The sequence below is a fragment of the Veillonella tobetsuensis genome, assembly GCF_001078375.1.
GTDB lineage: Bacteria > Bacillota > Negativicutes > Veillonellales > Veillonellaceae > Veillonella > Veillonella tobetsuensis.
The window spans coordinates 182,715-209,093 of the sequence record NZ_BBXI01000009.1 but is presented as its reverse complement, the minus strand read 5'-3'; the positions used below and the strand labels follow the sequence as shown (position 1 = coordinate 209,093).

26 protein-coding genes and 1 pseudogene are annotated in these 26,379 nt (G+C 34.3%); 4 read left to right on the top strand and 23 right to left on the bottom strand.

All coding sequences use genetic code 11. From position 1 onward, the window contains the following. Positions 1 to 62: 62 nt before the first annotated feature. The 5 genes from VEI_RS03790 to VEI_RS03770 all read right to left on the bottom strand — a co-directional run bounded on the left by VEI_RS03790 (position 63) and on the right by VEI_RS03770 (position 6,032). Positions 63 to 1,364 carry a M18 family aminopeptidase gene (locus tag VEI_RS03790; RefSeq protein WP_059362016.1) on the bottom strand — a complete coding sequence of 434 codons (1,302 nt, stop codon included), beginning with the start codon at positions 1,362 to 1,364 and terminating at the stop codon, positions 63 to 65. 138 nt (positions 1,365 to 1,502) lie between these two features. Further along, positions 1,503 to 2,903, bottom strand: a complete 1,401-nt coding sequence (locus tag VEI_RS03785; protein ID WP_059362014.1) for an anion permease — start codon at positions 2,901 to 2,903, stop codon at positions 1,503 to 1,505. Positions 2,904 to 3,037: 134 nt separating this feature from the next. Next, the gene (locus VEI_RS03780; RefSeq protein ID WP_059362012.1) at positions 3,038 to 3,871 is read right to left on the bottom strand and encodes an Mrp/NBP35 family ATP-binding protein; all 834 of its coding nucleotides are present in this window, start codon (positions 3,869 to 3,871) and stop codon (positions 3,038 to 3,040) included. A 182-nt stretch (positions 3,872 to 4,053) separates the two neighbouring features. Next, complete coding sequence (locus tag VEI_RS03775; RefSeq protein ID WP_059362010.1) at positions 4,054 to 5,247, bottom strand: aminotransferase-like domain-containing protein; 1,194 nt, start codon at positions 5,245 to 5,247, stop codon at positions 4,054 to 4,056. Between the two features lie 47 nt (positions 5,248 to 5,294). Further along, positions 5,295 to 6,032, bottom strand: a complete 738-nt coding sequence (locus tag VEI_RS03770; protein ID WP_059362009.1) for a TVP38/TMEM64 family protein — start codon at positions 6,030 to 6,032, stop codon at positions 5,295 to 5,297. Between the two features lie 173 nt (positions 6,033 to 6,205). On the opposite strand from VEI_RS03770, the gene VEI_RS03765 reads away from it, so the two are divergent. Continuing rightward, the gene (locus VEI_RS03765; RefSeq protein WP_059362007.1) at positions 6,206 to 6,598 is read left to right on the top strand and encodes a thioesterase family protein; all 393 of its coding nucleotides are present in this window, start codon (positions 6,206 to 6,208) and stop codon (positions 6,596 to 6,598) included. Between the two features lie 144 nt (positions 6,599 to 6,742). Here VEI_RS03765 and VEI_RS03760 read toward each other — a convergent pair whose 3' ends face one another. Both VEI_RS03760 and VEI_RS03755 read right to left on the bottom strand, forming a co-directional pair. Continuing rightward, positions 6,743 to 7,765: a branched-chain amino acid aminotransferase gene (locus VEI_RS03760; protein ID WP_059362005.1), complete on the bottom strand. Its 1,023-nt coding sequence runs from the start codon at positions 7,763 to 7,765 to the stop codon at positions 6,743 to 6,745. A gap of 149 nt (positions 7,766 to 7,914) precedes the next feature. Then, complete coding sequence (locus VEI_RS03755; protein WP_059362003.1) at positions 7,915 to 9,138, bottom strand: hypothetical protein; 1,224 nt, start codon at positions 9,136 to 9,138, stop codon at positions 7,915 to 7,917. A gap of 157 nt (positions 9,139 to 9,295) precedes the next feature. Here VEI_RS03755 and VEI_RS03750 point away from each other — a divergent pair, with 157 nt between their 5' ends. Continuing rightward, complete coding sequence (locus VEI_RS03750) at positions 9,296 to 9,961, top strand: fumarylacetoacetate hydrolase family protein (RefSeq protein WP_059362001.1); 666 nt, start codon at positions 9,296 to 9,298, stop codon at positions 9,959 to 9,961. Between the two features lie 114 nt (positions 9,962 to 10,075). Here VEI_RS03750 and VEI_RS03745 read toward each other — a convergent pair whose 3' ends face one another. The 11 genes from VEI_RS03745 to VEI_RS03695 all read right to left on the bottom strand — a co-directional run bounded on the left by VEI_RS03745 (position 10,076) and on the right by VEI_RS03695 (position 18,548). Continuing rightward, positions 10,076 to 10,573, bottom strand: a complete 498-nt coding sequence (locus VEI_RS03745; RefSeq protein WP_059361999.1) for a methylated-DNA--[protein]-cysteine S-methyltransferase — start codon at positions 10,571 to 10,573, stop codon at positions 10,076 to 10,078. 102 nt (positions 10,574 to 10,675) lie between these two features. Next, positions 10,676 to 11,458, bottom strand: a complete 783-nt coding sequence (locus VEI_RS03740) for a protein-ADP-ribose hydrolase (RefSeq protein WP_059361997.1) — start codon at positions 11,456 to 11,458, stop codon at positions 10,676 to 10,678. 106 nt (positions 11,459 to 11,564) lie between these two features. After that, entirely contained in the window at positions 11,565 to 12,332 is a 768-nt protein-coding gene (locus VEI_RS03735) for a putative quinol monooxygenase (protein WP_059361995.1), read from the bottom strand. A 22-nt stretch (positions 12,333 to 12,354) separates the two neighbouring features. Further along, entirely contained in the window at positions 12,355 to 12,837 is a 483-nt protein-coding gene (cptIN, locus tag VEI_RS03730; RefSeq protein ID WP_059361993.1) for a type III toxin-antitoxin system CptIN family toxin, read from the bottom strand. A 210-nt stretch (positions 12,838 to 13,047) separates the two neighbouring features. Beyond that, a complete protein-coding gene (locus tag VEI_RS03725; protein WP_059361991.1) occupies positions 13,048 to 13,533 on the bottom strand; it encodes a prolyl-tRNA synthetase associated domain-containing protein in 486 nt (161 codons plus the stop codon). 16 nt (positions 13,534 to 13,549) lie between these two features. Continuing rightward, positions 13,550 to 14,566: a DMP19 family protein gene (locus tag VEI_RS03720; RefSeq protein ID WP_059361989.1), complete on the bottom strand. Its 1,017-nt coding sequence runs from the start codon at positions 14,564 to 14,566 to the stop codon at positions 13,550 to 13,552. Between the two features lie 56 nt (positions 14,567 to 14,622). Further along, entirely contained in the window at positions 14,623 to 16,137 is a 1,515-nt protein-coding gene (locus VEI_RS03715; protein ID WP_059361988.1) for an SMI1/KNR4 family protein, read from the bottom strand. 30 nt (positions 16,138 to 16,167) lie between these two features. Next, complete coding sequence (locus VEI_RS03710) at positions 16,168 to 16,638, bottom strand: hypothetical protein (protein WP_059361986.1); 471 nt, start codon at positions 16,636 to 16,638, stop codon at positions 16,168 to 16,170. A gap of 48 nt (positions 16,639 to 16,686) precedes the next feature. Further along, entirely contained in the window at positions 16,687 to 17,046 is a 360-nt protein-coding gene (locus VEI_RS03705) for a hypothetical protein (protein ID WP_059361984.1), read from the bottom strand. Continuing rightward, on the bottom strand, positions 17,039 to 17,458 hold the full coding sequence (locus VEI_RS03700) for a hypothetical protein (protein WP_059361983.1): 420 nt from the start codon (positions 17,456 to 17,458) through the stop codon (positions 17,039 to 17,041). The genes VEI_RS03705 and VEI_RS03700 overlap by 8 nt, the downstream gene beginning before the upstream one ends. Positions 17,459 to 17,486: 28 nt before the next feature. After that, complete coding sequence (locus tag VEI_RS03695) at positions 17,487 to 18,548, bottom strand: ankyrin repeat domain-containing protein (RefSeq protein ID WP_059361981.1); 1,062 nt, start codon at positions 18,546 to 18,548, stop codon at positions 17,487 to 17,489. Positions 18,549 to 18,709: 161 nt separating this feature from the next. Here VEI_RS03695 and VEI_RS10060 point away from each other — a divergent pair. Next, positions 18,710 to 18,880: pseudogene (locus tag VEI_RS10060) on the top strand (relaxase/mobilization nuclease domain-containing protein); the annotation flags it as partial. A gap of 26 nt (positions 18,881 to 18,906) precedes the next feature. Here VEI_RS10060 and VEI_RS03690 read toward each other — a convergent pair. Genes VEI_RS03690 through VEI_RS03680 form a run of 3 tightly spaced genes read right to left on the bottom strand, consistent with a single transcriptional unit; the run spans position 18,907 to position 21,850 of the window. Continuing rightward, positions 18,907 to 20,589 (bottom strand): coiled-coil domain-containing protein, encoded by a 1,683-nt coding sequence (locus VEI_RS03690; RefSeq protein WP_059361979.1) that lies wholly within the window; start codon positions 20,587 to 20,589, stop codon positions 18,907 to 18,909. Then, complete coding sequence (locus tag VEI_RS03685) at positions 20,589 to 21,617, bottom strand: DUF4297 domain-containing protein (RefSeq protein ID WP_059361978.1); 1,029 nt, start codon at positions 21,615 to 21,617, stop codon at positions 20,589 to 20,591. Before VEI_RS03685 ends, VEI_RS03690 begins: the two co-directional genes overlap by 1 nt. A 20-nt stretch (positions 21,618 to 21,637) precedes the next feature. Continuing rightward, a complete protein-coding gene (locus VEI_RS03680; protein ID WP_036754116.1) occupies positions 21,638 to 21,850 on the bottom strand; it encodes a helix-turn-helix domain-containing protein in 213 nt (70 codons plus the stop codon). A gap of 220 nt (positions 21,851 to 22,070) precedes the next feature. Between VEI_RS03680 and VEI_RS10170 the strand changes: the two genes are divergently transcribed. Continuing rightward, positions 22,071 to 23,512, top strand: a protein-coding gene (locus tag VEI_RS10170; protein WP_223209320.1) for an IS3 family transposase whose coding sequence is annotated in 2 segments (ribosomal slippage) — positions 22,071 to 22,578 and positions 22,578 to 23,512 — 1,443 coding nt in all. Because the reading frame shifts where the segments join, the coding sequence is not laid out codon by codon here. Positions 23,513 to 23,641: 129 nt separating this feature from the next. Here VEI_RS10170 and VEI_RS03665 read toward each other — a convergent pair. Both VEI_RS03665 and VEI_RS03660 read right to left on the bottom strand, forming a co-directional pair. Next, positions 23,642 to 24,436: an ADP-ribosylglycohydrolase family protein gene (locus VEI_RS03665; RefSeq protein ID WP_059361972.1), complete on the bottom strand. Its 795-nt coding sequence runs from the start codon at positions 24,434 to 24,436 to the stop codon at positions 23,642 to 23,644. Positions 24,437 to 24,448: 12 nt separating this feature from the next. Further along, the gene (locus VEI_RS03660) at positions 24,449 to 26,242 is read right to left on the bottom strand and encodes a DUF262 domain-containing protein (RefSeq protein WP_059361970.1); all 1,794 of its coding nucleotides are present in this window, start codon (positions 26,240 to 26,242) and stop codon (positions 24,449 to 24,451) included. Positions 26,243 to 26,379 lie beyond the last annotated feature (137 nt).

Here is a 26,379-nt window from a genome sequence, read left to right as displayed (position 1 = left end):
ACAAATTTTTCATATGTGTTTAATAATACAAAATGAAAGTATCGAAATCACAAAGCTATAATCTATTCATCACCTAAAAAATGCTGCATTAAACGATTCAATTGTTCTTGATCGCAAGCGCCCATCGTCTCTACAGCAGAATGCATGGCCAACAATGGTAGACCAATATCCATGGTTCTCATCGGTAGCATAGAGGATGAAATTGAACCTACTGTAGAGCCGCCCACAATATCTGAACGATTAACATAAATTTGGTATTTAACATTAGCCTCCTCACAAAGGCACTTAACAATAGCAATTGCCATCGCATCGCCTGCATAAGATTGACTAGCTGCTTGCTTTAACGTAACGCCTCCATTGAGTACAGGGAAATTGGTAATATCATTTTTCTCTGGATAATTTGGATGCAAACCATGCGCTACATCTGAGGAAATCATAAAGCCGCGAGCCACATCCATATCCATGTCATCCCTACTTAGTCCGAGGCTGCGATATACCCGTTCTAATAGATTTGGTAGTAACATTCCTGCCCCCCCTTGTTTCGTGCGGCTACCAACCTCTTCATTATCGAACAATACAGCACAGCGTATGCCTTCTACCTTATTTTTCTTCGCTTCTACAATACCGGATAATGCACCAAAACAAGATGTTAAGTTATCTAACCGCGGGGAGCTAATAAAATCAAATTCTGTACCAACTAAAATACCTTCTGTCACAGGATATAGTGTAATTTCATAGGATAAAATTTCCGATGGATCACAATTTACCTCTTCTGCCAAAAATGTATTCCATTCATCCACATCAGATTTTGTTGTATCAGAACCCTGTTGATTCATCATTATTATAGGCAACATTTCTTTTTGTCGATTTAGGGCTACGCCATCATTTACATTTCGATTCATATGAATTGCCAAATTAGGAATGATAGCAATCGGTCGTTTTGTGTCTACAAGAACAGATTCTACGTCATAAGGATTATCCCCTTTTAAAACAACGGTTCCTGCAGCCCCTAACGGGCGATCAAGCCATGTATTTTGTATTAATCCACCATACATTTCTACATTGAGCTTAGTATAGCCTTTTACATCAGTAATGGGATTAGGTTTTACACGTATGGCAGGAAAATCTGTATGTGCTGATGCAATGCGTAAGGAATGACGATAGTCCTCTCCTATGTGAAAAGCAAATAATGTTGTGCCATACACATTTACAACATAATTACCAGTTGTTAAGCTCCACGGTTCCTCTAAAGACAACTCAGTAAAACCTGCATCTACTAATAATTGTAAACTAGTATCTACCGTATGGTATGGGGACGTACATCCCTTAATGTATTTAATTAATTGTGGATTATCAAATTTCATATGACCTCCTACACAATTATTTAATGGTCTACCTTTTTTATTAAAATTAGTAATCTATTGCTATTGTATCACAAAAACGCCGTCCCATAAGGAACGGCGTTATGTATACATAAATGTATTAATCTATTATCTTGTGGTTTACCACATACCGATAACTTTCATCCACAAGGAACCGATGCCCATGAAGATGATTAAGTTGATTACGGATGCGAAGAAACCAATTTTCCACCATGTGTTTTGCGGAACATAACCAGTATTAAAAATTACTGGGGATGGACCTGCTGCATAGTGAGTTAAGGACATACACAAGTTAGATGTGAATGCAATCATGAGCAATGTCAACATTGGTGGTGCACCTGCAGAAATAGCGATTGCAGAGAATGCTACGAACATTGCAGAAATATGTGCTGTTAAGGATGCGAATACATAGTGTGCATACGTATTTACAAGAACCGCTATAACAAAGGCAATCACCCAAGAACCTTCAGGGATAACGCCACCCACTTGAACTGTGGCCCATTTAATGAAGCCCAATTTGGAAAGAAAACCGGCAAAGCCCATCAATGTACCCATCCAAACTAATGTATCCCAAGCACCTTTTTCACTTTTAACATCGTCCCAAATAAGAACGCCTGTAGCAAGCAAAATAGAAATGCCCAAGAATGCAACAGTTGTTGCATCAAGTTTAGTGAATTGAGAAGTAGCCCACAATACTAGAGCTAAAATAAATACGCCAAGCATCACCCACTCTTGGAAAGACATCTTACCAAGGCCTTTTAACTCTTCTTTAATCATTTGTTGAGCTTCACGAGAATCTTTGATTTCCGGTGGGTATACTTTGTAAATGAAGTACGGCATAATGATTAACGCAATAATGCCAGGAACGATGGCAGCCATAGCCCAATCACCCCAAGTGATACCAATACTAAAGGATTGAAGTGCTAATGCAGCAACCAAGGTATTACCAGCCATGGATGTTTGGAACATGGCAGACGTAATCGTATTAACCTGATAAATGGATTGCATCAAGAAGGAACCAATTTTACGAGGGCCATCATGTGGTTCAGAGCCGAACGCTTTTGCCAAACTTGTCGTAATTGGCATGATAACACCGCCCACACGAGCTGTATTAGATGGTGTGGCAGGCGCCAAAATCAAATCAGTTAAAGCTAAAGCATAAGATAGGCGCAAAGAACTGCTACCAAATGCAGCAATCAAGTTATAAGCAATACGTTTACCCAAACCAGTCTTAATAAAACCACGAGAGAATAAGAAGGCCCCAACAATTAACCAAATAGCAGAATTCGCAAAGCCAGAAATAGCTTCACCAATTTTCAAGGTACCTGTCAACGCTGCTACAGTAATAACAACAATAGATACGCCACCAATCGGTAATGGCTGAGTAATAAAGCCTACGATAGTCGCCACAAAGATGGCAAATAAATGCCAGGACTGAGGTGTTAACCCCTCCGGAGTTGGAATAAACCAAAGACCTAAACCAAAGGCCGCTGGAATAATCCAGTTTAAAACTTTTTTCATACACAAATCTCCTACATAGGAAAAACTAAAATATATTTATATCCTCTTATCATAAATATAATATATTTCAAGATAAAAAGATGTGAGAAAAAGCTGTGCATCACATGGTATGCACAGCTTTCATCATATAAATCCTATTCAGGTAAAGATACGTTCTCTAAATTTGTTTTTTCGATAGACTCAATATCACCTTGGTCGCAAAGATTTGCAATAGTTGGATCAATTGGTAAACGGTTCAACAATAATAGACCGTATTTTTGAAGGATTTCTTCAATGTGGCTTTCACCAAAGATTTGGTAATCCTTACCGTTATCTGGGCAATGGAAGTAAGAGTAGTTTTCCACCACACCAATAATAGGCACTTGCATTAAATCAGCCATTTTAACTGCTTTTTCAACAATCATGGATACCAAGTCTTGAGGAGATGTAACGATGATGATACCATCCAATTTCAAGGATTGGTATACAGTAATCGCTACGTCACCTGTTCCTGGCGGCATATCAACAAATAAATAATCAATGTCTTTCCAAATTACATCTGTATAGAATTGTTTTACAACATTGCCTAGAATAGGACCACGCCATAAAACAGGATCTGTATCGTTTTCCAAAAGGAGGTTAACAGACATAACGTCGATACCGCCTTTAGATTTTACAGGATACATGCCAATTTCGTCAGCATATGCTTTTTCCTTGATGCCGAACATCTTAGGAATGGAAGGACCGGTAATATCCGCATCGAGAATACCTACTTTGTAACCTTTACGCGCCATTGTAATGGCCATCAAGCTCGTAACGGAGGATTTACCTACGCCACCTTTACCGGATACTACGCCGATTACATGTTTAACAGAACTAAGCTCGTGTAATGGAGCTGTAAGATCTTGAGGTTGTTGAGAAGCGCCGCCACCGCAACCAGAGGATTGAGATGGGCATCCGCCACAATCACTGCTGCTACCGCAACCCATAGTAAACACCTACTTTCTTTGAGGACTTGCCTCAACAATATATAGTTTTAAAATTATTTTCTCTATGTAAATATTGATCATGGTGAAAGCTATCTATAAAGGCTAACATACCAAATATTTACAGCCCTATTGTATCATGGTATTTCAATATTTTTCAATATACATATATGCTTTATCATGAATTATTCACCACAATATTCTTTTGTAAGAGCACAAAGGATTTCCATGCCCTTTTCAATTTCTGGTATTGTTGGCACAGTATAACTTAAGCGAAATGCATGTCCATTCTCTACCCCATCCGAAGCGAATGCACCGCATTTGATAATGCCCACATTTTTATTCATGCACGTCTCAAAAAACTCATCGCAATCAACAGTATCTGGCATCGTCATCCACGCAAACATACCACCGGTTGGTTCTGTTAAATGAACCTTAGAACTCCCCTTCTCCTTAAATACGCGCATCATAGCATCACATTTAGATTTATAAACTTTACGTACATTTTCTAAATGTGCGTCATAATCGATTTGATCAAGTACATGGGCCACTACCTTTTGTGTAACTAACGGCATTTGTCCGGCTGTATTATTCTTCAAAGCTTGGATTGTGCTAATTACATCCTCAGGTCCCAACAAGAAACCTACACGCAAGCCTGCTGATAATGTTTTAGAATAGGAGCCTGCATAGAGAACACGATTTTCCGTATCAAAGGATTTAAAGCTAGACACATGTTCACCAGCAAAACGGATTTCACCATATGGATCATCTTCATAGATAAATAAATCATATTTAGATGCAATAGCGTAGATTTCTTTACGACGCTCTAGAGGCATTGTAATACCTGTTGGATTTTGGAAGTTAGGAATTAAATAAATATATTTCCCTTTACCAGATTGAGCCGCTTTTTCTAGTTCACTAGGAATCATACCAAATTCATCGGTTTTAATACCTACAGCTTTGGCCCCCATGTTGCGTACGGAATTGATAGCACTTGTAAAAGTATAATCATCCATGTACACTTCATCGCCTGGTTCACATACGGTAATCGGTACTAAGCCTAATAATTGGCCCGCACCATTTGAAATAATTAAGCCCTGTCCTTTTAAGTTCATGTGATGAACCTTAGATAAACGGTCTAGCGTCAATTCTGATAGACGTGCATCCCCTTGCATAGGACCATATTGTAAAAGCCCCATCGGATTTTCGTGAACGATAAAATCGAAGGCATCTTCGATAACCTTCACAGGAATTGCTTCAGGTGCAGGATTACCAATACCAAAACTAATAAAGCCTGGTACGCCTACACCACGTTCAAATACTTCTCGAATAAAATTAGGGCCTTTTAAGGTTACCCGTTCAGGAAGTGAAAAACTCATAGTATCGCCTCTTTATTTGATTAATTACATAAGATTACAAATTTATGCTACGCATTAGGATCATGTTCTTGTTCAGCATTACGTTTATCCATATAACGCTTGTACACCTTCCACAAGATGAAATATACAGTGCCGGCTACAACAACAATGATGCCAAGACGACCCATATTCTCTTGAAAATTGACAATATCTGTTCCTATGGCAACCTCAAGAGCTGTTGATGGGAATTTACCAATTAAATTTGCCAAAATATAGTCTCGAGGCTTAATCTTACTGATAGCCCCTAGCGCAGTGATGACACCAGATGGAAAATAAGGTAATGATCTAGCAAATAACATGACCACAAAACCATTATTACCGGAGAAATCATCTACTTTCATCAATGTACTGCTCTTAGAAATGAGCTTATCAGCCGCATCTCGTAAGAAATAACGCATAATGTAAAAGCTGATAACTACACCAATTGTTTCAGCTAGCCAAGAAATAATGATACCTGGCCACATACCAAATACCAATCCATTAGCTGTTGAAATAAAAATTGAAGGCAAAAAACCTACGGCATTGACAAAAATATCTAGGACCATACTTACAACCATGGCCATTGGGCCAAAGCCTTGAATATATTCTGCTATTTCCTCCATAGAACCACTAGTAGCTAAATGCCACATGGTGGGATAAAATGTTGGATCCACAATATTAATGACAATTAATAAGACTATAAAACCAATGCCTGCTATCAATTGTACCCAACCTTCACCAGAAGGTTTTAATTTTCTTGTACTCATATATACCTCGTTTTATAAAAAAACTAGTTATATTATATCACGGATTCTATAGAGTAGTTATAACTATTATGCCATTAGCACCTAAAAATTATATAAATCTGATAGCATAAAAATTATTTAAAGATGTATAATGTCATTATAACGAGAATATTCTTAATGAAAGAAGGTATATTATGATATCAGCAGGTCAAACAGCTACGTCAACGGTTACAGTAACAGAATCTAATATTGCAAAAACAATGAAATCCGGTTCTTTAGAGGTCTTTGCTACACCAGCTATGTGTGCACTTATGGAAGAAGCAGCGCAAGCAGCAGTACAACCACATTTAGAAGAAGGTGAAGGTACAGTAGGTATCTCCCTTTCTATTAGCCACGATGCTCCATCCCCTATGGGCTCTACAATTACAGCTAAAGCTACAGTGACAGCTGTGGAAGGGCGTAAAATCACCTTTAATATTGAAGCATCCGACGGTGTTGGTATCATTGGTAAAGGCATACATGAACGTTTTGTTATTAACAATGAAAAATTTATGGCAAAAGTAGGTACAAGAAAAGCATCAAACTAGAATTAGAACTACTTATTACACTTAGTACTAATTATTAAACTTAAAACGACTTACTAAAAACTAAGGTCTTAAACCTAAAAACCTCCACGCTCATACGATCGTGGAGGTTTTTGTATGCTCTATGCTCTTATATCACCTAGATAATTAGCAAATCGTAACTACCCAACCTTCAGGAGCTTCGATTTCACCATGTTGAATACCGAGCAATGTGTCATATAATTTTTTAGTCATAGGCCCCATATCTTCCATACCAGCTGGTACATTAATTGTGCCTTCTGGCGTATCGATTTGACCTACTGGAGAAATAACTGCAGCTGTACCGCATAGACCCATTTCAGCAAAGTCTTTCAATTCATCTTTGTGAACTGGACGATGTTCAACCTTCATACCAAGATAATGTTCTGCCACATACATCAAGGAGCGACGTGTAATAGATGGCAAGATGCTATCGGATTTAGGTGTTACCAAAGTACCATCTTTTGTAATAAAGATAAAGTTCGCACCACCGGTTTCTTCTACATGTGTACGCGTAGCCGCATCAAGATACATATTTTCAGCATAACCATGTTCATGTGCATCAGTGATAGCATATAAACTCATAGCATAGTTAAGACCAGCTTTGATATGACCAGTACCATGAGGTGCTGCACGGTCAAAATCAGTAACACGGATTTTGATTGGTTTTGCACCGCCTTTAAAGTAAGGGCCTACTGGTGTTGTAAATACACGGAATTGATATTCGTCAGCCGGTTTTACACCGATAACAGAGTTTGTGCCCATCATATAAGGGCGAATATAAAGGCTAGCACCATGACCATATGGAGGTACAAAGTCTTTATTCGCTTTCACAACTTCTTTAACCGCTTCAAGGAAGCGTCCTTCAGGTAATGTAGGCATTACAAGGCGTTCCGCAGATTGATTTAAACGCTCTGCATTAAGATCTGGACGGAAACATACAATGTGACCATCTTTAGTGTAGTATGCTTTTAAACCTTCGAATACAGTTTGTGCATATTGGAATACACCTGCACATTCATTAAGGGTAACGTTAGCATCAGTAATTAATCCGCCTTCGTCCCATTTACCATCTTTATATGTAGTCAAATAACGGTAGTCGGTTTCTACATAACCAAAACCGAGATTATCCCAATCGATATTCTTGCTCATAACAATGACCTCCATGCTTATTAATATACTTATAATCTTAACACTATGAGCAAGTTATTTCAACATATTCTATAGAGAACAGAAATTAGACATATAATGAGTTGAGTGTACTTAAGTACAAAATATAGAATACCACTTATTTTGATGCCTTATAAATCATATGGATCATCATATCTATAACGATTGGTATCATAAATAATCTCTATGTCTTTATCTATAATAAATTTAGTTCGTTTCAAATCATAAGGTACGTCGTAACGCGTATGATATGAAATAGATTCTACACGACCAGTACGAACCGCATTATCGGATCCAAACGGAACTTTTACAATATCCCCTTCATATATATCATTTCTATCAGTACGATAATAAAATTCTTGGTTTATCTTAAAAATATATACGGAACAATACGTATAAATCCTTCTATCAGATGTATGATTTGATTGTAAAAACTCTTGTAAAGATTTATCTCTTGTATGAGCATATATAAAATTAATTAGATTTTTATACCAAGTGGGCACATACTGATCAGTTACATTCCCTATAAACAATGTATCCTCTTTATGCGCCCATTTAATACGTACTGTTACTATACCACCACGAGCAGGATCTCTATCAAGGTCATGACTTTCACTAAGACTAAAGGAATCTAGACTATATAGCGTTTCGCCAATGTGAAAGTCAATATCTTGCTTCAATTGATGAATCATTTGATTATCTACATACTCGCTATGACTATGGCTAGAGTGACCAAATTGCTTGCTATTACAATCAATGGAAATAGAAGGCTCATTCCAATTAAAATTCAATGTATTTACGTCACCATATTCTTGGTACATATTTTTTTGCACTTCAATATGAATCTCTTGAATTCTATCTTTTTCTCGATTTCCATCAAATAAAAGTAATGTAGGCATACCTAGGATTTGTCTGAATAGTATAGACATGGCCCTCAGGGTATTATCAAAAGGAAATTCATATATAAATTCCTGATCCTCAGTGTTGATGAGCTGCACTTGGACAGCACACTCATCCTCATCATATAGGTCAATATCATCGGAAAATCTACGCCCCATAAGCTCTAATAGATATTGTTTTTTAGATTCGTCAATTGAGTACTCCTTAGTAGTTAAGGATTCTATTTTATCCTCTACAGGTTTTGAGATATGCTCCCATTTAATGCCATAGGTAACACTTATGGCTTCCTTAATAGAAATATGTTGTATCTCTTCAATATAGTAATCTTTACGATTTAATTTCACTTCCTTTGGAACGCCATCTGGTAAATCACCATACCAGCTACCCGTACTTATAATGTCACAAGATGCTACTGTACCTATAAATTTATCGGTCATATTTCTATGCATATACATAGGGTCTCCTCCTTTTATTACTTTTTTAAAAGTATATCAAATAGGATGTGACAAAAATGCCTCTATATAATTATTTCGTCAAAATTATTCTTTACATAGTGATTTATATTATAATTATCTTAAGATATATATCCCAGCTCTTAAGGAGGTATTTCTTATGAAATCAACTACTAAACATGAACTAATCTCTAATCCTAAAAATATCATCTGTATAGGCCTTAATTATGCGGACCATATTGCGGAAACTAGTCTTGCTACACATGAGTTTCCAGAAATCTTTATGAAAACATCTAACGCATTAGCGTCACATCAAGATATAGTTCTTATTCAAGATGAAAACCTTCATTATGATTACGAAGGAGAGCTCGTCATCGTCATTGGTAAGGCGGGTAAAAATATATCTCGCGACCAAGCTAAAGAACATATCTTAGGATATACCATAGGTAATGATGTATCAGCTCGAACCTTACAATTTAGAGGTTCTCAGTGGATTCTTGGCAAATCCTTAGATAACTTTGCCCCTATCGGTCCTGTTATCGTATCACCTGACGATTTTGATTTTGAAAATGCTACCATTACCACAACAGTAAATGGTGAAGTGCGTCAACAAGCTAAATTAGAACAAATGTTATTTAAACCAGATGCAATCATAGAGTTTGTATCTCAGTATATTACACTACAAGAGGGTGATATTATCTTTACCGGTACACCTAGTGGTGTTGTACTCGGTAAAAATGAAAGCAAATATGGTTGGCTAAAATCAGGAGATACCGTATCTATATCGATTAGTGGCATTGGTACCTTAGTAAATCAATTTAAATAGTCCCCCCTATATATACCAAAAGAGATTACCTATGATGTGTCTATCCATCATGAGTAATCTCTTTCTTCTTTTTCTATAAGTCTATTTAAATATGATTTTACAATCTAATATGTACTATTTATGTTTCGCTTCAAGATCTAGCAAATATTTCTTGCGTTCAATACCGCCAGCATAGCCAGTTAATTTTCCATTACTACCAATCACACGATGACATGGAATGATAATAGATATAGGATTATGTCCTACAGCACCGCCCACAGCTTGAGCAGACATTTTATCTTTACCTTGCTTTTCAGCTATTTGTTTACCAATATCTCCATAGGTTGTAGTTCCCCCATAAGGTATAGTTTGCAATACAGACCATACAGACTTACGGAACTCTGTTCCTTCTAATTGTATCGGTGGAGTAATAAATGGTTTTTGACCTTTAAAATATTGGTCTAGCCACATAATGGTCACTTCAAAAGGGCCGGTTTTTTGTTCAATATACTCCGCATCATCATAACTAGGTGCATGTGCTTCATCAACGAAAAATAAATCTGTTAAATACGTTAATGTACCAAGCATAATCATAGTTCCTAAGGGACTTTCATAGGTGTATTTATAATTCATAGTACATTAACTCCTTATTAAACTAACAAATCATTCATAACCTTTTGTATGTCATTATTAAATGATACAGTATTTTTATTAATTTCAAAAGTAGTATATTATTTATCCCAATAATTTATCGTAGATGTCATAATCTATATCCTTAAATACATTAAATATCACTTGTATTTTACTATTAGTTTCTTTTAAATAGGTACGCACCGTATCGATAGCAATTTGTGCTGCTTCTTCATTAGGGAATCTAAACTCACCTGTAGAGATACAGCAGAATGCAATGGATTGTAAGCTATAAGCATTGGCTAACTCTAAACAAGACCTATAACATGAAGCCAATTGTTCTCGTTCTATATCTGTAAGGGAATCATAAATAATAGGGCCTACCGTGTGAATAACATGTTTAGCTGGTAAATTAAAACCATAGGTTTTACGTGCAACACCTGTTTTTTCAGGCATATCCATGTATTCAATCATACGAGAACAAGCCATACGAAGCTCAATACCCGCAAAGGTGTGAATAGTATTATCAATACATCTATGATTTGGAGCAAAACACCCTAACAATTGATTGTTAGCCGCATTCACTATAGCATCCACTGAAAGGCGCGTAATATCGCCTTGCCATAAATAAATCTGAGGTGCACGTTTTTCCATATCATTAATGGTAACAATTCCTTTTTCACGGGCTAATTCAGTTAAATACTCATCTTGTATCTTCATCCATTCTGCCGGCATAAATCCTGCAGAGCGAATATTACAAAGAGACCTAAAAAGTGTGAACTGTTCTGCTTCATCATTAGGGATTTTAATGTGTTCGTCTTTATATTTCTCTGTATATTCTACTACTAATCCTTTTACAAGATAAATTAAACGTTCTTGCTGTGTCATATGTAACTCCTTATGGTCTATAAAGACTTTAACTTATTATATAACAAAAAACTGCTAGCACATATATATGCTAGCAGTAACTTTACTGTTTATAGTATATCAAACTTTATGGTCTTACAAAAAATTGACCACCATGATTTACTAAAATGTCGCCTTGTAACACTTTAGTAGTTACCCCTTGTAAACTACCTTGAATTTGGCTCATCATAAAGCGATAGCCTGGGCTACTCATATGTTTATTGAAAGCTGATTCATCGCTATAAATTTGAATAACATACCAGTGAGTTTTATTGTTTCTTTCACGTAATACGTAACCTGCCTTATAGCCCGCATCATCACGTACGGCACGTTCAATGTCTAGTTGATATTGTTTTTGCACTGTATCTACTTCATTGCCATCTACAGTAAATTCCATTAAGGTCACAACAGATTTGCCATCATTAATGATAGATAAAGCATCTGGTTTTTCAATCAATAGCATAGGTTGTACATCATACAATTTACGATTTGTCAGTTTAGAACCAACCTCGTTAATATAGTTTTGGAAATGCTCGGATTTGCGGTGTGTTTCTAAGGCAGCCGTATCTTTATATACCTCCACTACGTATGATTCAGATGGATTACCTTTTACATGAGCCACATTCATAGATAATGTATTAGGTTCTTTCTCCATAGAGGATATTAAATTTTTAACGCCTTCTGCATTATATGCACCTTGTAATTCAGTCGGTACTTGGAAACGATACAAACCTACAATAGGGGCTGTATCTACTTGTTCTTGTTTATCAAATGTGAATGCTGCAAACGATGTGCTAACGCCTAAAACTGAAATAGCAAATGTAAATATTATACGTTTAAAAGCTCTTAAATTCATGCTAATACCTCGTTAAACTTAATTAATCATCATTATTTATTCTATCTTTTAATAATTTATATATGCGAATAACATTAGGTTGGGTTGGCATAAACTTTATACCTCTCTTTAGCAAAGCGAGTACAGTACGTGCTTTTTGTTCTATAATTTTTGCAGTATGATTACTTGTAACTAAAAAATGATTACCACCAATCGTATACTCTCGTTCAATATAATTTATTGTAATAGGAAACATATCTTGAATCAAAAATACACTTTCTTTACCATCATCAAGTTTTGCTATATAAAGTGTATCACAACGTTTATATTTAAGCTCTTTTTTCTTAATTATCTCTCTATACTTTTGAATTTGACTTGATAAAGGAATCATCCAGTATATATCTCTATTACTATCTTGAAAGCAATAATAATGAGGTCTATTTCCTAATTTGTTTCCCTTCAAAAAAGATTCATTCATATCTGAAAAAAATGAGTCTTTAACAATATAAAACCCTCTCTTCTCCATAATCCCTCCAGATACAAAAAGCCCTCCGCTTGTAGCGAAGGACTTTATTATCAACCCAACCATTTATATACCGCAATATTGGTCAGCGGTAATACTTTCAACCCGACTATTTATACCCCACATATCGGTCAGTGGCCTACTTCTATCTCTATAATACAAAACTAAATTTAGCTTGTCAAACACCTAGAAAGAATAAATCAACTTTGTAATTTATATTGTAATATATTCCACTATTGTACCATGATCCTCTATAAGCTTAACAAGGTCTTTTCCTTGTAACCACACGGTCGCATCATTTTGATTGGGATGAATACCGATGAGATTATCCTTATAATCCGCATCAATATAATAATGCACTCTGTGTTCTTTATCATTTAGTAAGCAGAATGGGGATACATGACCTGGTTTAATCTTCAAAATCTCCCATAACTCTTCTTCAGAACCAAAGGAAATCTTTTTAAGATTGTGGTCCTTACGGAATTGTTTTAAATCTACACGCTTTGAACCGCGTACAGTAATTAAATAGTAATGCTCCCGCTTATGGTCTCGGATAAATAAATTTTTCGCATCCCATTCTGGATATGGCAGTTCTACATCTGGTTTATCGTCCATACTAAATAGCGGTGCGTGATCCGTAATTTCAAAATTGATATGATGGTCATGCAAACAATCATATACGCCTTGTTTATCTAACATGTCTATCTCACCAAATTTATTCTGGAGCCGTATAGGTCCCATCAAATACAAATAACTCTGGATGTTCATGTACGAATGTATCTTCATAGATTCCATCATATTCATATAATACATCATCTTTTTTATCGAGGAAATCAAATACTTCATCGTCCCAATCTTTTAAAATAGTCCATCGTTCTTCTCTATCAAATGGAACAGAACCGCCAAAGTAATCGATTACGGATTGTAAATTATCTGCTAGTATATCCATCTTGAAGAGGCGTAACCCCGCAAGAGCATCTTCCCATACAATGCCTGTAGAGTTATAGAAGAACTGATGATGCCCACCATTATTAACCTCTGCGAAGTACCAAGATATAGCATTAAGATAGCGTTGCTCTAAGGTGAAAGGTTTTGCGGATTCTATATAATCATCATAAGATCCATATATATTGATGGTCCAATACATAGGCTCATTAATGGTCCATACATCATCGGTAGCTTGTATCTCTTCGACAGTGATAGTCCGATGACGAGGTACACCTTTTCGTTTCTTCTTTTTCTCTGCTACGTACTCATTATAGGCTGCACATAAATCAGGATAATCAGATTCACATGTTTCAAAATCCATTTTCAAATAGCACATATCAATGACTTCAAAACAGTACGATTTTATATCATCTAGTTTCGTTTCCGTAGCTAAACGTACACCTTTATCTACTAATCTTAGCATCTGTTGCATAGTATTCGATGTGTACCCGTCACTATTATCCAAGACAAGGGCTCCATACGCATAGGCACAGCGATAATACCACACCGCATCACGATACTCTTCATCAATAGCTTCTAATACCTTAATAGCCTCTTTTTCATTACTATTATTGTTATAAGCTCGACCAAGCTCACCTAATAGAGGTACAGATAAATTTTCCATGCCCACATCAGTTAACACATCAATAATAGTCTCTACATTTCCAGAATCATTAAGCTCTTTAATGGTTTGTAATTGCTCCGCCTCAGAAAATGCTTTAAATTGTTCAATCGTTAATCCCATTATGTCACATCCTATCATAATTCATATATAGTCTTAAAATAAACATTATTTAGAAGCTAGCTACCACAAACAATATAGAATACAGGTATACCGTCTTCATTATCTATTAGCCCATATCCTTCACATTCATGGCCTTCGTATTCAATACCTTCAAAGAATACATGATCGCCTAATTCTTTATTTGCCATTAAATTGTGCAATTTAAAGAGTAATTCTTCTCTAGTAAAATATGTACCATTATCCGCAACAAGATGAGCCATAATTTCTTCCTGCCACATGCCATCTTCTTTATCTTCTTCCAGCAACTCTTCATCGGTAACACGTTCATTATCAAAGAGTTGGTCTTCACTTTCAATCCAAGCTTCATAGGTTACTAGAATTTCAGGTTCTTCTAATCTATCATCGTCATCTGCTTGATCATCATCTACATATTTTTCTACAATTTTATTATATTCTTTTGAAAACTCATCTCTACTATACGTATGTTTGTTAAATATCCAATGCACTTCATCATATGTAGGATAGTTATCTTCATCGCATTCATTAACGTCTTCGACATCTTTACCTTCTGTAGCATCTTGACTGTTTTTCTTATCAAATACATTCTTAATGGTTTCAAATATCACAGGATAATCCTCCTTGTACTGTTTCGGCTTGATTTTAAATAGGTGATATTTTACTACTTCACAGCACCAACCAAGTTGTTTATCTAAATGGGCTTCTTTCGTCATTTTTATGCCTGTTTCTATTAATTGTAATGCCTTCTGTACATGTTCAGATTCATAGCTCTTACCATACCCTAGCATCCCATGAGCATAGCCACACCGATAATACCAAGACCAATCACGATGTGCCTCATCTATACGATCAAATAACTCGATAGCCTCTGCTGCGCGGCCATTATTGTTATACATACGTCCTAAGGCGCTTAACAATATAGGAGACAAATTATCGATGCCTATGTTAGTTAATAACTCCATCGCACGCTTGATATCGATGCCCTCTTGTTCATTAAGGAGCTTAACCTTTTCCACATCACTTAATTCTTGAAACTCTTCATCCGTAATGTCTTCTATACTGAAATATAAGTTCTTAATAAAGTCACCAAAGTTATCTGCTAACAGAGTAATTGAGTAATCACATTCTTGGTCTACACGAACTACCTTAGGTTCACCGGTTGGACCGCACTCACGATAATCGAGGAAAATCATGTCGTGACCGCCGGAAATCGTATCGGCTACAACGATACCGATAGGGGGATATTTTACTTTTGAAATCCAAAATTCATTACCCATCTCACCTAAAAGAGAGTATTTTTTATCTCTATCGATGCCATATATTCCTGTTATATATACACAATCGTCATCATCGTTAATAAAACAATTTTTCTTTACTACACCACCATTATGGTTTTTAAGTAGTTCAATATATGCTGCAGGCAATGTATAACCTAGTTCAGCTTCAGCATTCTTAATATCCTCATCGGTAACCTCTCTACCTATATAGGACTCAAATGCATAATCGGTGTCTTTCCAAAATCCAGTCCAATTGAAATCTTTTAGATGACTCATAATACTCGCTCCTAGTCAAATAGATAAAATCTAACCACATTTTATGTCATCAATAGAATATTTTTTTATTAAAGCTTTCACCTCACGCCGTATCAAAATGGTATCTATAATATAGGAAAAAATGATATAAGGAGATACGTTAATAATCCCGACAGGGGCCAATATAAGGGCTGCCCACAATAAATTCAGTGAATACGCATACCACTTAAAATCAACGGTATTTAAAAATGGTATAACATAGTCAATAACTCTTACTTCCCATTGCATTAATGGGTTCAATTCCTCACTTGTGCCTAATAGCCAAGTGAAAGTAAGGGCAAATATCAAACCATATACTATGCCAACAGGAATTAATACCTTCGCTCTCTTTTTTAATAAATTACGGCAAATCTCATCTTCTTCCTCTGGTGTTACATTGTATACCATATTACATTGAATCTTAATCCGTCTAAATCGATAGCGAATATACTTATACAAAAGGTTATTCGGTGTATATAACATAATAGACTCCGCATGCTATTGATAGTAACTAAATCATTGGAGAATATATTATCCATCTATGGCAAAGTAATGTAAATCTTTGAATTCATTATCCCAAAATGTAAAGGAAAAGATGTGCGTATCATCAAAGGTTTGCTCACAATAGGTCACAGCATCTCGCTCTGGTTCAATAATAGGCATACCTATCCGTGTTTTCACTTCATCAATAGTGACATCGCCATACCAATCTAGAATTTCGTTATGAATGAAAGTAACAATGGAATCTATATTCTTATGATAATTAGTAGCTAATAATTTAGCAGTATTTACATTAGCATCCGTTGGCTTCTCATCCCAACAAAATTGTATGCCTTCATAGGTCAATGTATATTGTCTTAACTGTTCATCATATATTATCTCATTAATCATTTTCAGTATCCTTTACATAGCTTTCCATCTTAGGTCTTAAATCTAACACGATTTCCCAATCATCTAATGTTGGAACCTTATGATGTGCAATAAAGTCTTCTATGATCTGTAACACCTCTTGGTGGCCCAGCTCATTCTTACCATATATGATGGCGCCTCGGTCACCATCATTAGTTACACTAAGCTCTATATGTAATAAATCGGTATCTTGATCACTACAAACCTGTACAAAGTTATATAGTTTATTATCTATGGAGATTGCCTTTGATGGAGAAATAACTACAAAGTCTTGCTCTTGGTCCTCAATAGCATACAGATTTTGTTCAACTTCATTCAGTGTAATACCTTCATATTTATAGGTGCCTACATCAATGGACCAATCCGTATATGTTTTCTCAAATGTATCTATCATATGTATCGCCTCTCCTTTACGATATCCATTAAAACAAAGTTTCTAATTGCCCTGCCATATCCTCTATAAACTCATCAAATTTACAGAGCTCTCGTAGTTCTTGATGTTCCATATCATAACAGGAAATCTTTTTAGATTTAGGGTCCCAAACAATTTGATAATCGTTGTACTCACCTAGCTCTTTAGATAAACGTAATAGTTTACGACGACCCCATTTAAATGGAACTGTATCAAGTAAAGGTAAGAACTCTATAGAGATAAAATCTGAGTCTGGCAATTCAAAGTAAAGATTATCTCCCTCTAAAAATGATACTAGTCCCTTTGGTAGTTTAAACGGTTTTAATTGATCCATTTTATTCTGTTTATCATGGTACTCAGCAGGCTCTAAATTTTTAAAATACTCAGCCATTTCCATATCGCCTTTTTCAATAGCAATGCTATAGGGACGCATACCATCCTTTTCCGTGATGGTTACATCAGCACCATGTTCTACCAAATATTTACACATCAGTAAATCCACATACCGAGCTGCTACACATAGTGGGGTTGGCTTAAATGGATACACAGAATCAGGTTTATTGTAGTTGATATCTACACCATTAGTAATAAAGAAATCTAGAACCTCATAGTCTTGGTCTGTAATAACATTTCTGAAAGCTCGTCCACCATATTTCTGTACTGAATGTCCTAAATCATGAATGAGTTGTAAGTTCTCATATTTCTTGCCATATAAAGCGGCTTGAAAGGCATCTACGTTCACACAGTTCAAAGCATGAATGTTAGCACCATGAGCCACAACATAATCTATAATCTCTTGATTACCATACCGTACTGCTAATAAGAAGCTTGGATTTTCTTCATCATTTAGATCTACGCCATGTTCAACTAACCATTTCACACTTGGCAAACATTCCATCACTAACGCTAATTGTAGAGGTGAATACTCACTATATTTACCAATTTGTATAGATTTATGAATATCCCAACCACTTTTTAACTCGCTTTCAAGAGCAGTAATATTTCCATTTATAATATCTGTCACTAAATCTGGTACAGATTCAAAAGTGCCTAAGTCCTTAAGATGTATCATATGTGTCTCTCCCTTATAATACGACCTTATATGTATACTAATGATTCATAGTTTAATTATACTAAATTTATTGTAACTTTTGATATAGAAAAAGCCTCTTACCGAAGTAAGAGACTGAACCAATCTCCTTAACGTTAAGATTTTGGTCTAACATTAAGAGGTCGGTTCAAAAGCTGCCAAATTCAAAGGATATTTTAGACAGACTTGATAAATTGCAAGAAAAGAAAAATCCCCTCATGCAAGAGTATTCGTCCTCAAAAACCACGATGGACGAGCTTTACAAAATACGAAAAAATTATGGAATTTATATGGGTAAGGAAATGAAGAGATAACCATCTCCTTATTAACCCCTACTATATTAAGCATCATTCATACATTGTAAAAGCTCATAATTCTGAACATACATCTCATTATTTAGTAAGCTATACTTTTCATTTTCTAAAACTTTTATATTTATATTCGAATTAATGCTATAATCTTTTTCTGAAAATCCTATTGCCGAAACAATTAACTGGCTAAATTGATCTGATGATTCCATAATATACTCGACTAATGCCTGTTTCTTCTCTTGGTCTGTCTCCGCATTATTAGGGCTATCAAAAACCATTGGAAATGTTGTTCCTTCAGGATTAAATTTCTGTTTTAAATCATTGAGTGTTAGATACCATATAACAGTTGATAATGGTTTGTTGCTTCCACTTGCACAAAAATTTTTAGATAGTTGTTCGTAACTGTCAGCTTCCAACTCATTTAAATTGAATCTTATTTTTAATTTATCAATCAAATAATAGTAATTTTCATCAACAGATTTCATTTTATCTTTAACACTTTTAAATTCTTTCTGTAGTGGTTTTAGAGCCTCCTTTGTGCTGTCGATAATTCTGCTATTAATAGTCAAATCATTATTAATTTCATCGATTAGTTTATTTAGTCCTCTGAACTTGATATAGTCTTTGATTTCCTTTTTGTTTTTACAAATCTTTTTATTATGCTCCTCCAACGTCAAAGTCAAGTTTGAATATATTTCCTCATTTTTAAGTATTTCATCTTCAATATGGGCATTTTCTGTTTTTATTGCATCTTTCAGACTAAGAGCATTATTAATATGATTATACCTCTTACTCCTTAGTTCCAAAGTCGAATCTAAAACAGAATGACATTCAGGACAAACTTTTGATTTTAAAATAGTTTTTATTTCCTTTTCTTCTTTTGTCTCAAATTTAGATATTTGAGATAAAGTGATATTCTGTTCAACTAATTGATTTCTCAAGTCAACAAGCTTATTCCTTACTGAATTCATTTCATTAATCAGCGATGAATATTTTTGAGTTTCTATATTAAGCTCATTTTCTAAGGCATGGCTTGTTTCCGGACATGAAAAACCATCCAAAATTAAATTGGTTCTGTCTTTCATTTTAATTAGTTCTTCTATTTCTTCTTTCTTACTTTTAATTTCAAGTTCTAATTCTTCTTTTTGTTTCACAAATTCGAAATATTCTTTATTGTAAATGCCCAAATGTGAGTAAATAACATTAAGTTTAAAATTACTGAACTGAGCAAGACTTTTAAACGAATTAAATTTTGTACCGATGTATTCATCTTGATCTAAAAAGTTCAGTAAAAAACTATATGCAGGGGGTGCTATTACTAATTGATTTGTATTTTTTTGCGGCAACCATATAGAAAAATTAAATAAATTGCCAAAAAAATCTGCTAATTCACTTCTATGAATAGTAGTAAAAATAATATCACCTTTTGCATTAAATATTTTAAATAATTTTTGAGATCTATAAATCGAAAAATCTTTATTATCCACCTTAAAAAATAAAATATAGACCTTATCTTTTTCTCCCCATTTCGAGTCAAAGTGAGAATCCGCACCCAAAGCATGGTATAAGCTTCTTAATAAAACTGATTTTCCTCTATCTGTTCCATCTATATCACTCGATGTAATAATATTAACTCCTTTTTTAAATTCTGTTGAATAAGCCTCTTTTTTTACAACATCAAATATATATATTTTGTCAAATATAACATTCATTATAAAATTCCTCCTGAAGCATACATATAGTAAATCATTATGTATTGAACTGATTTCATATCATCAGTAAATTCCACATCAAAATCGTCATCAAATAATTTTGATATTTCTTTTAAATAACTTTCAATATCGTCTAATGAGTCTTCATGTTCCTTAATATAATTATAAATTTTTATCTTTATTAATCGTAAAGACTTACTTTGCTGAGTTTCAAGTATATTACCCAGTGCTGTATTATATCTTCTTCGCATAGCTAATGACAGGTTATTTATATACTCCTGTGTTTCATTGATTCCATTTTTAGATTCCTTTTTATGTGCATTTAACATTTTATCAAATTCACTTCTTGTAATACCTTTATTTTTTACAACATCTTCATAAGTACCGGAATCAAATTCATAAGAAGCTTTTTCTTTAACAGAATCAAAGACCAGTCTATATAATGCATTCGGATTTTGAGGTTCTTCGCCTTTAATATCAACGAAAGATTCTACTAATTTTCCTCTAATAGAATCCTCTGGATTTAATAAATCCATGTTATCAAATATATAAAATACATTATCTAAACACACAGTGTTTAAATTTAATTCTGTACACAACTTTTCCCTAACATCATCAAGTACATCCTGATCTAAATCTCCAAAACATTGCTCAGGAAAATCAATTTCCTTATTATTGATTTTAAGTTGTTTATTACATACAATTGCTAATTTTATATTGTAATTTGGTGAATATAAAGCATATAATTTCCCTAAAATAGAATTATTCTCATTATTGCCTTTCTTACATAAGTTATTCGAATTATAATTACCACTTTTTTTCGTCTTGATTTGGTAAAAATTCAATTCATCATCTTTATGCAGTTCGATATCACATTTAAAATCAAAAATTATCGTATATTCATTGTTTGCTTTATGTTCATCTATTATTTTACTAATTCCCCATAATAATTCTAATCTAAAGCGATTTTTAGCTATGCTTCCAGATAAATCTTTTGGTAAGTTCATGTAGTACTTTTCTTTATCCATAATTAACCTCCTTTCAAAATCTATTTATCAATTCTTATACACTCCACTATTTCCTCAATATCACAATCCAAAGCATTGCAAATCCTAAGCAAAACATCCGTAGTCACATTTTGCCCATTCTTCATTTTATAGAATGTACTTTTACTTACTTTTGCTTTTTCCATCAATTCATTGTTTGTCATATCTAAATCAATCAGTTTTTTGAACAATCTTTTATAACTGAAAATTCTCATTCTTATCCTCCGTTCAAGAAAACTATATTTAGTATATTATACTACAAAATATACTTTTTTCATGAATATATTCTCTTTAATCGAACTCTTTTAAATTTAAAAGAGCCGTGCAGACCTAAGATTACACCGACCATATATTTATCTCTCAGCTTCTTTACTTGCTGAACCGACCCCTTAATGTTAGACCAAAAATCTTAACATTAAGGAGGTCGGTTTTTCTATGGCAAAATATAGCTTAACATTTAAATTAAAAGTCGTTACTGCATATCTAAATAGCAAGGGTGGATATAGCTCTTTAGCTAAGAAATACGGTGTAAAGGATGCATCGCAAGTTTGTCGTTGGATTAGTGCATTTAAAGAATTTGGGAAAGATAGTTTGTGTCGAAAGCAAAATAATACAAGATATACTTTAGAATTTAAGCTAGCTGTGGTAGAGTCATACTTAACTAGTGAATTATCGTATCGGCAAATTGCATTACAATATGGGATGAATAATCCTTCATTAATAGCTCGCTGGAAATCGGATTTTATGAAATATGGGGCCAATGCTTTTGTCGAGCGACCGAAAGGACGAATACCTACCATGAGTCGAACAGATGAAAAAGCAAAGATTAGCACACATACTAAATCTCGTAACCCAAAGAAGAAAAAAGAATTAACACCAGAGCAAGCTCGTATTTTAGAACTAGAAAAACAATTACGCTATGCTCAAATAGAGAATGCCTATTTAAAAGAATTGAGGAGATTGCGCATCGAGGATGCTCGGAAAATGAAAGAGCAGCAAGAATCATTAGCAGTCTCCGAAGAGAATTCAAACTAACTGAGATTCTTGCTGCCTTATGTTTTCCAAAAGCAACATATATGTACTGGCAACAGCGCTTTGACCGAGTAGATTCAGATCTACAAATACAAATAGCTATTGAAGATATTCGTAAAGACCATCCCAACTATGGATATAGAAGATTGTTACCCTTGTTACAATCACGAGGTATTGTTGTTAATAAGAAACGATTACAACGAATTATGCAAAAGTTCAATTTGCAAGTAATAGCATTTTCCCGTAAGAGCCGAAAATATAACTCATATAAAGGCGTTAAAGGACGGATTGCACCTAATCGCATTAAGCGTAGATTCCATTGTAATCAACCACATCAAAAAATTACTACAGATACAACTGAATTTAAGTATTATGAACTAGATGCAAATGGTGCTTTGAAAGTCAGAAAACTATACTTAGATCCATTTATGGATTTATATAATCTTGAAATTATCAGTTTTAGTATAAGTCCTACACCATCAGCTGAGTTTATACTTTCAGCACAACAACAGGCGATTGAAAAAACTGCTGATGCTAAGTATCGGCGGACATTTCATTCTGACCGTGGTTGGGGTTACCAAATGAAAACGTATCAATATAATTTAAATGTGCATAATATATTCCAAAGTATGTCTAGAAGAGGTAATTGTCTTGACAATTCACCAATGGAAAACTTCTTTGCCATCTTAAAACAAGAGATGTATTATGGCAATACCTTTCATAGCTATGATGAGTTAAAAATGGCGATTAAAAACTATATTATGTATTACAATACTAAACGAATTAAGGAAAGATTGAACTGGCTAAGTCCAGTTGACTATCGTTTAGCTACTACTGCAGCATAAAAAATTCCGAGCAACCAGTTTAGGTTACTCGGAAATAAAAGTCTAACTTTTTGGGATCACTACAAACGCCATTATGACATAGGTTTCTTTATTATACGTATATATGGGTCATCATTATTAAATCAAGAATTATATAGTAGGCATATACTTTTCTTCAAAGGACGTCAATATGCCTAGCAGTTTAGTATCTAAAAACGATAAAGCCTGTTTTCTAATGTCTGCTGGAGTACCATAATAGGCCTGAGCTACACCACCACAAATTGCAGCAATAGTATCACTGTCGCCACCTATTGAGATAGCATTACGAATAGCATCTTCATAATCAGTAGATTCAAAGCAGGCTTGCAGTGCTTGTGGAACTGTACCTTGGCAGCTTTCATCGAATCTATAGGTATCTCTGATTTCATCCAATGTGAAATCCATAGTGTAATAATGCTGATTAATATAATCTCTGATTTCGGGTATATCTTTGCCAGTTCTAGCTAGATATATGGCAACTGCGGTCGCCTCCGCCCCCTTCATACCTTCTGGATGGTTATGAGTGACCTCAGTAACTAATTTAGAAAGAAGCTTTGCTTCGTCCAAACTATGTGCTGCAAATCCAGCAGCACTAACTCTCATGGCAGAACCATTACCATAACTATTATATGGCTTTGGGTTCTCTGCAAAGATCCATCTATAGAATTGACTTCCATATCCATAACCGGGATAACATCTACCAATCGTTTGCATACATTCCACTGCATTCTTCGAAAGATTGCTGTAATCCGGTTGACTCATAAGAATTGACTTTGCTATGGCAAATGTCATGATACTATCATCAGTTAACACACATTGATCTGTAAAGAAATCAAAGTCCTTATGTCTATAATTATTAAATTCAAATCGTGAACCGACTATATCGCCAATGATTGCTCCTAACATGTTACATTTCTCCTATATCCACCCTTTTCGTTTATACTCTTCAATTTTCTCCAAATCAGAATCTGTTGGCTGTGCTTCTATAGTAGATTCAGTGGAAATATTATTATATCTATCATTCCATTGACTTAAAATATTTTTAACAGTATCTAATATACGAATATTTCTTGTCATGATAGAATCTAAATTCCATTCATCAATTTCTAGTGTTCCTAATTTCTTAGTAATTGAAATATTTGATAATAAATACTCTTTTTTCTTTTTACCAAAATAGCCATTTCCAGCGATAATATTAAGTTTCTTTTCAAAAGGAACTTTATTTCCTATGTATTCAATCTTTTCTTTAATAGTTATTTCTGATACATCTGTGAAATAATTATCTTGCCATTTTTGTGGGAAAATATGTTCAATTTCCCAATTATCAGGTAGAAGGGTATCTTGTTCTTGATAAGCAAGAATTTTTAGTAGCATCCGTACAAGATTTCTATGCGGATTTTGGATATGATTTTCAAGAATAGCCATGTCAATTTCTTTAAAATTGAATATAGGCTTATCAGATTTAACAATTTCAGCATTAAGCTTTAAAATATCTGTCTTAACTGCATTAACAGTTGGAGATATTAAATACTTTGTAAATAGTTCCAAAAGTAATTTATTTAAAAATGCTGTAAATTTAACTTCAAAATCCTCTTTGTTTCTATGACAGATATAATAAATTACAACAGGATATTTCCAAAACTCATTTGGATATGATGATAGGGTATCTAATGATTGCTTAATTTTATTATTCTTAGACCATGCTTCCCCATCAATCTCCTGTCCTTTATTAATCACCTTCCATAAATTTAAAATTATACAAAGATTATCCATTAAATCTACTTCAAATAATCGTTTAAACTTTTCATTAGCATAATATTTTCTTATACCAGGAGTGGTAGTTTTTATATCCTTTTCTAAAGCACGTAAATAGAACATATAATAATAAAATAGCTGTTGAATACTTTCTTTATTATATGTTGCTTGTTCATCAAGATCCTTCCATCCTTTAATAAAAAGCTCCTTGTTGTCTACATCGAGTTGATTATAAATCTTAGCCTTGAAAATATCTGCTTCGGATAATGGCAATCCTCTATCATTCAATGTAGAAAAAATTGTTAATGCAGTATCTTGAGTGTCTGCTGTTATAGGAAGTAAAATAGCTTGATTCAGTAATGCATAAATAAATTGATATACCATCAAAGGATTCTCTAGAGAATGTTTATCTAACAAACGCTGAAATAGTCTATAGTTTTTAGAGTAATTATCTTTAGCATTTTCACTAGTCTCACCAGTTTCAAGTATTGTTTTAAGAATTTGATTGCCATCATTATTCATGACACGAGAAGTTAATAAAATATCCGTATAATCAACAACCCCTGTTAGTTTATTAGTTCTCCAGATAGTAGGTTCTATTTTACTAATGAAATTTTTAGCTTCTGCCGTTCTCTCTGATTCTAAGGTATCAGTTAATCTAGTATATATGGCTCTTAATAGTAAAAACAAAGAGGTAATACGCTGTTGCCCATCAATAATTTCCTGTTCACCATCATCATTTTCATAAGAAACAATACTTCCAAGAAAATAAGATCCATTATTCTCTGTTCCACCAGTACCTGCAGTAAACTCCCACAAATCCTCAAATAGTGTCTCAACTTGCTCATCACTCCATGCGTATGGTCTTTGGTATTCTGGAATAACAAAAGGTTTAAATCTCCCACTTCCTAATAATGTTTCTACACTCTGTTTGTTTACTTCTATTGTTGTTGGCATTTCCCATTTCCCCACTACATTCTAGAAAAATACTTACAAATCTATTATATAAGAAACCCTACTCTATGAAAATCAATTTAATCAATGAATGTAAATAATATAGTTTCTACCAAAAATTATGTAAAGAAAAAGGTACA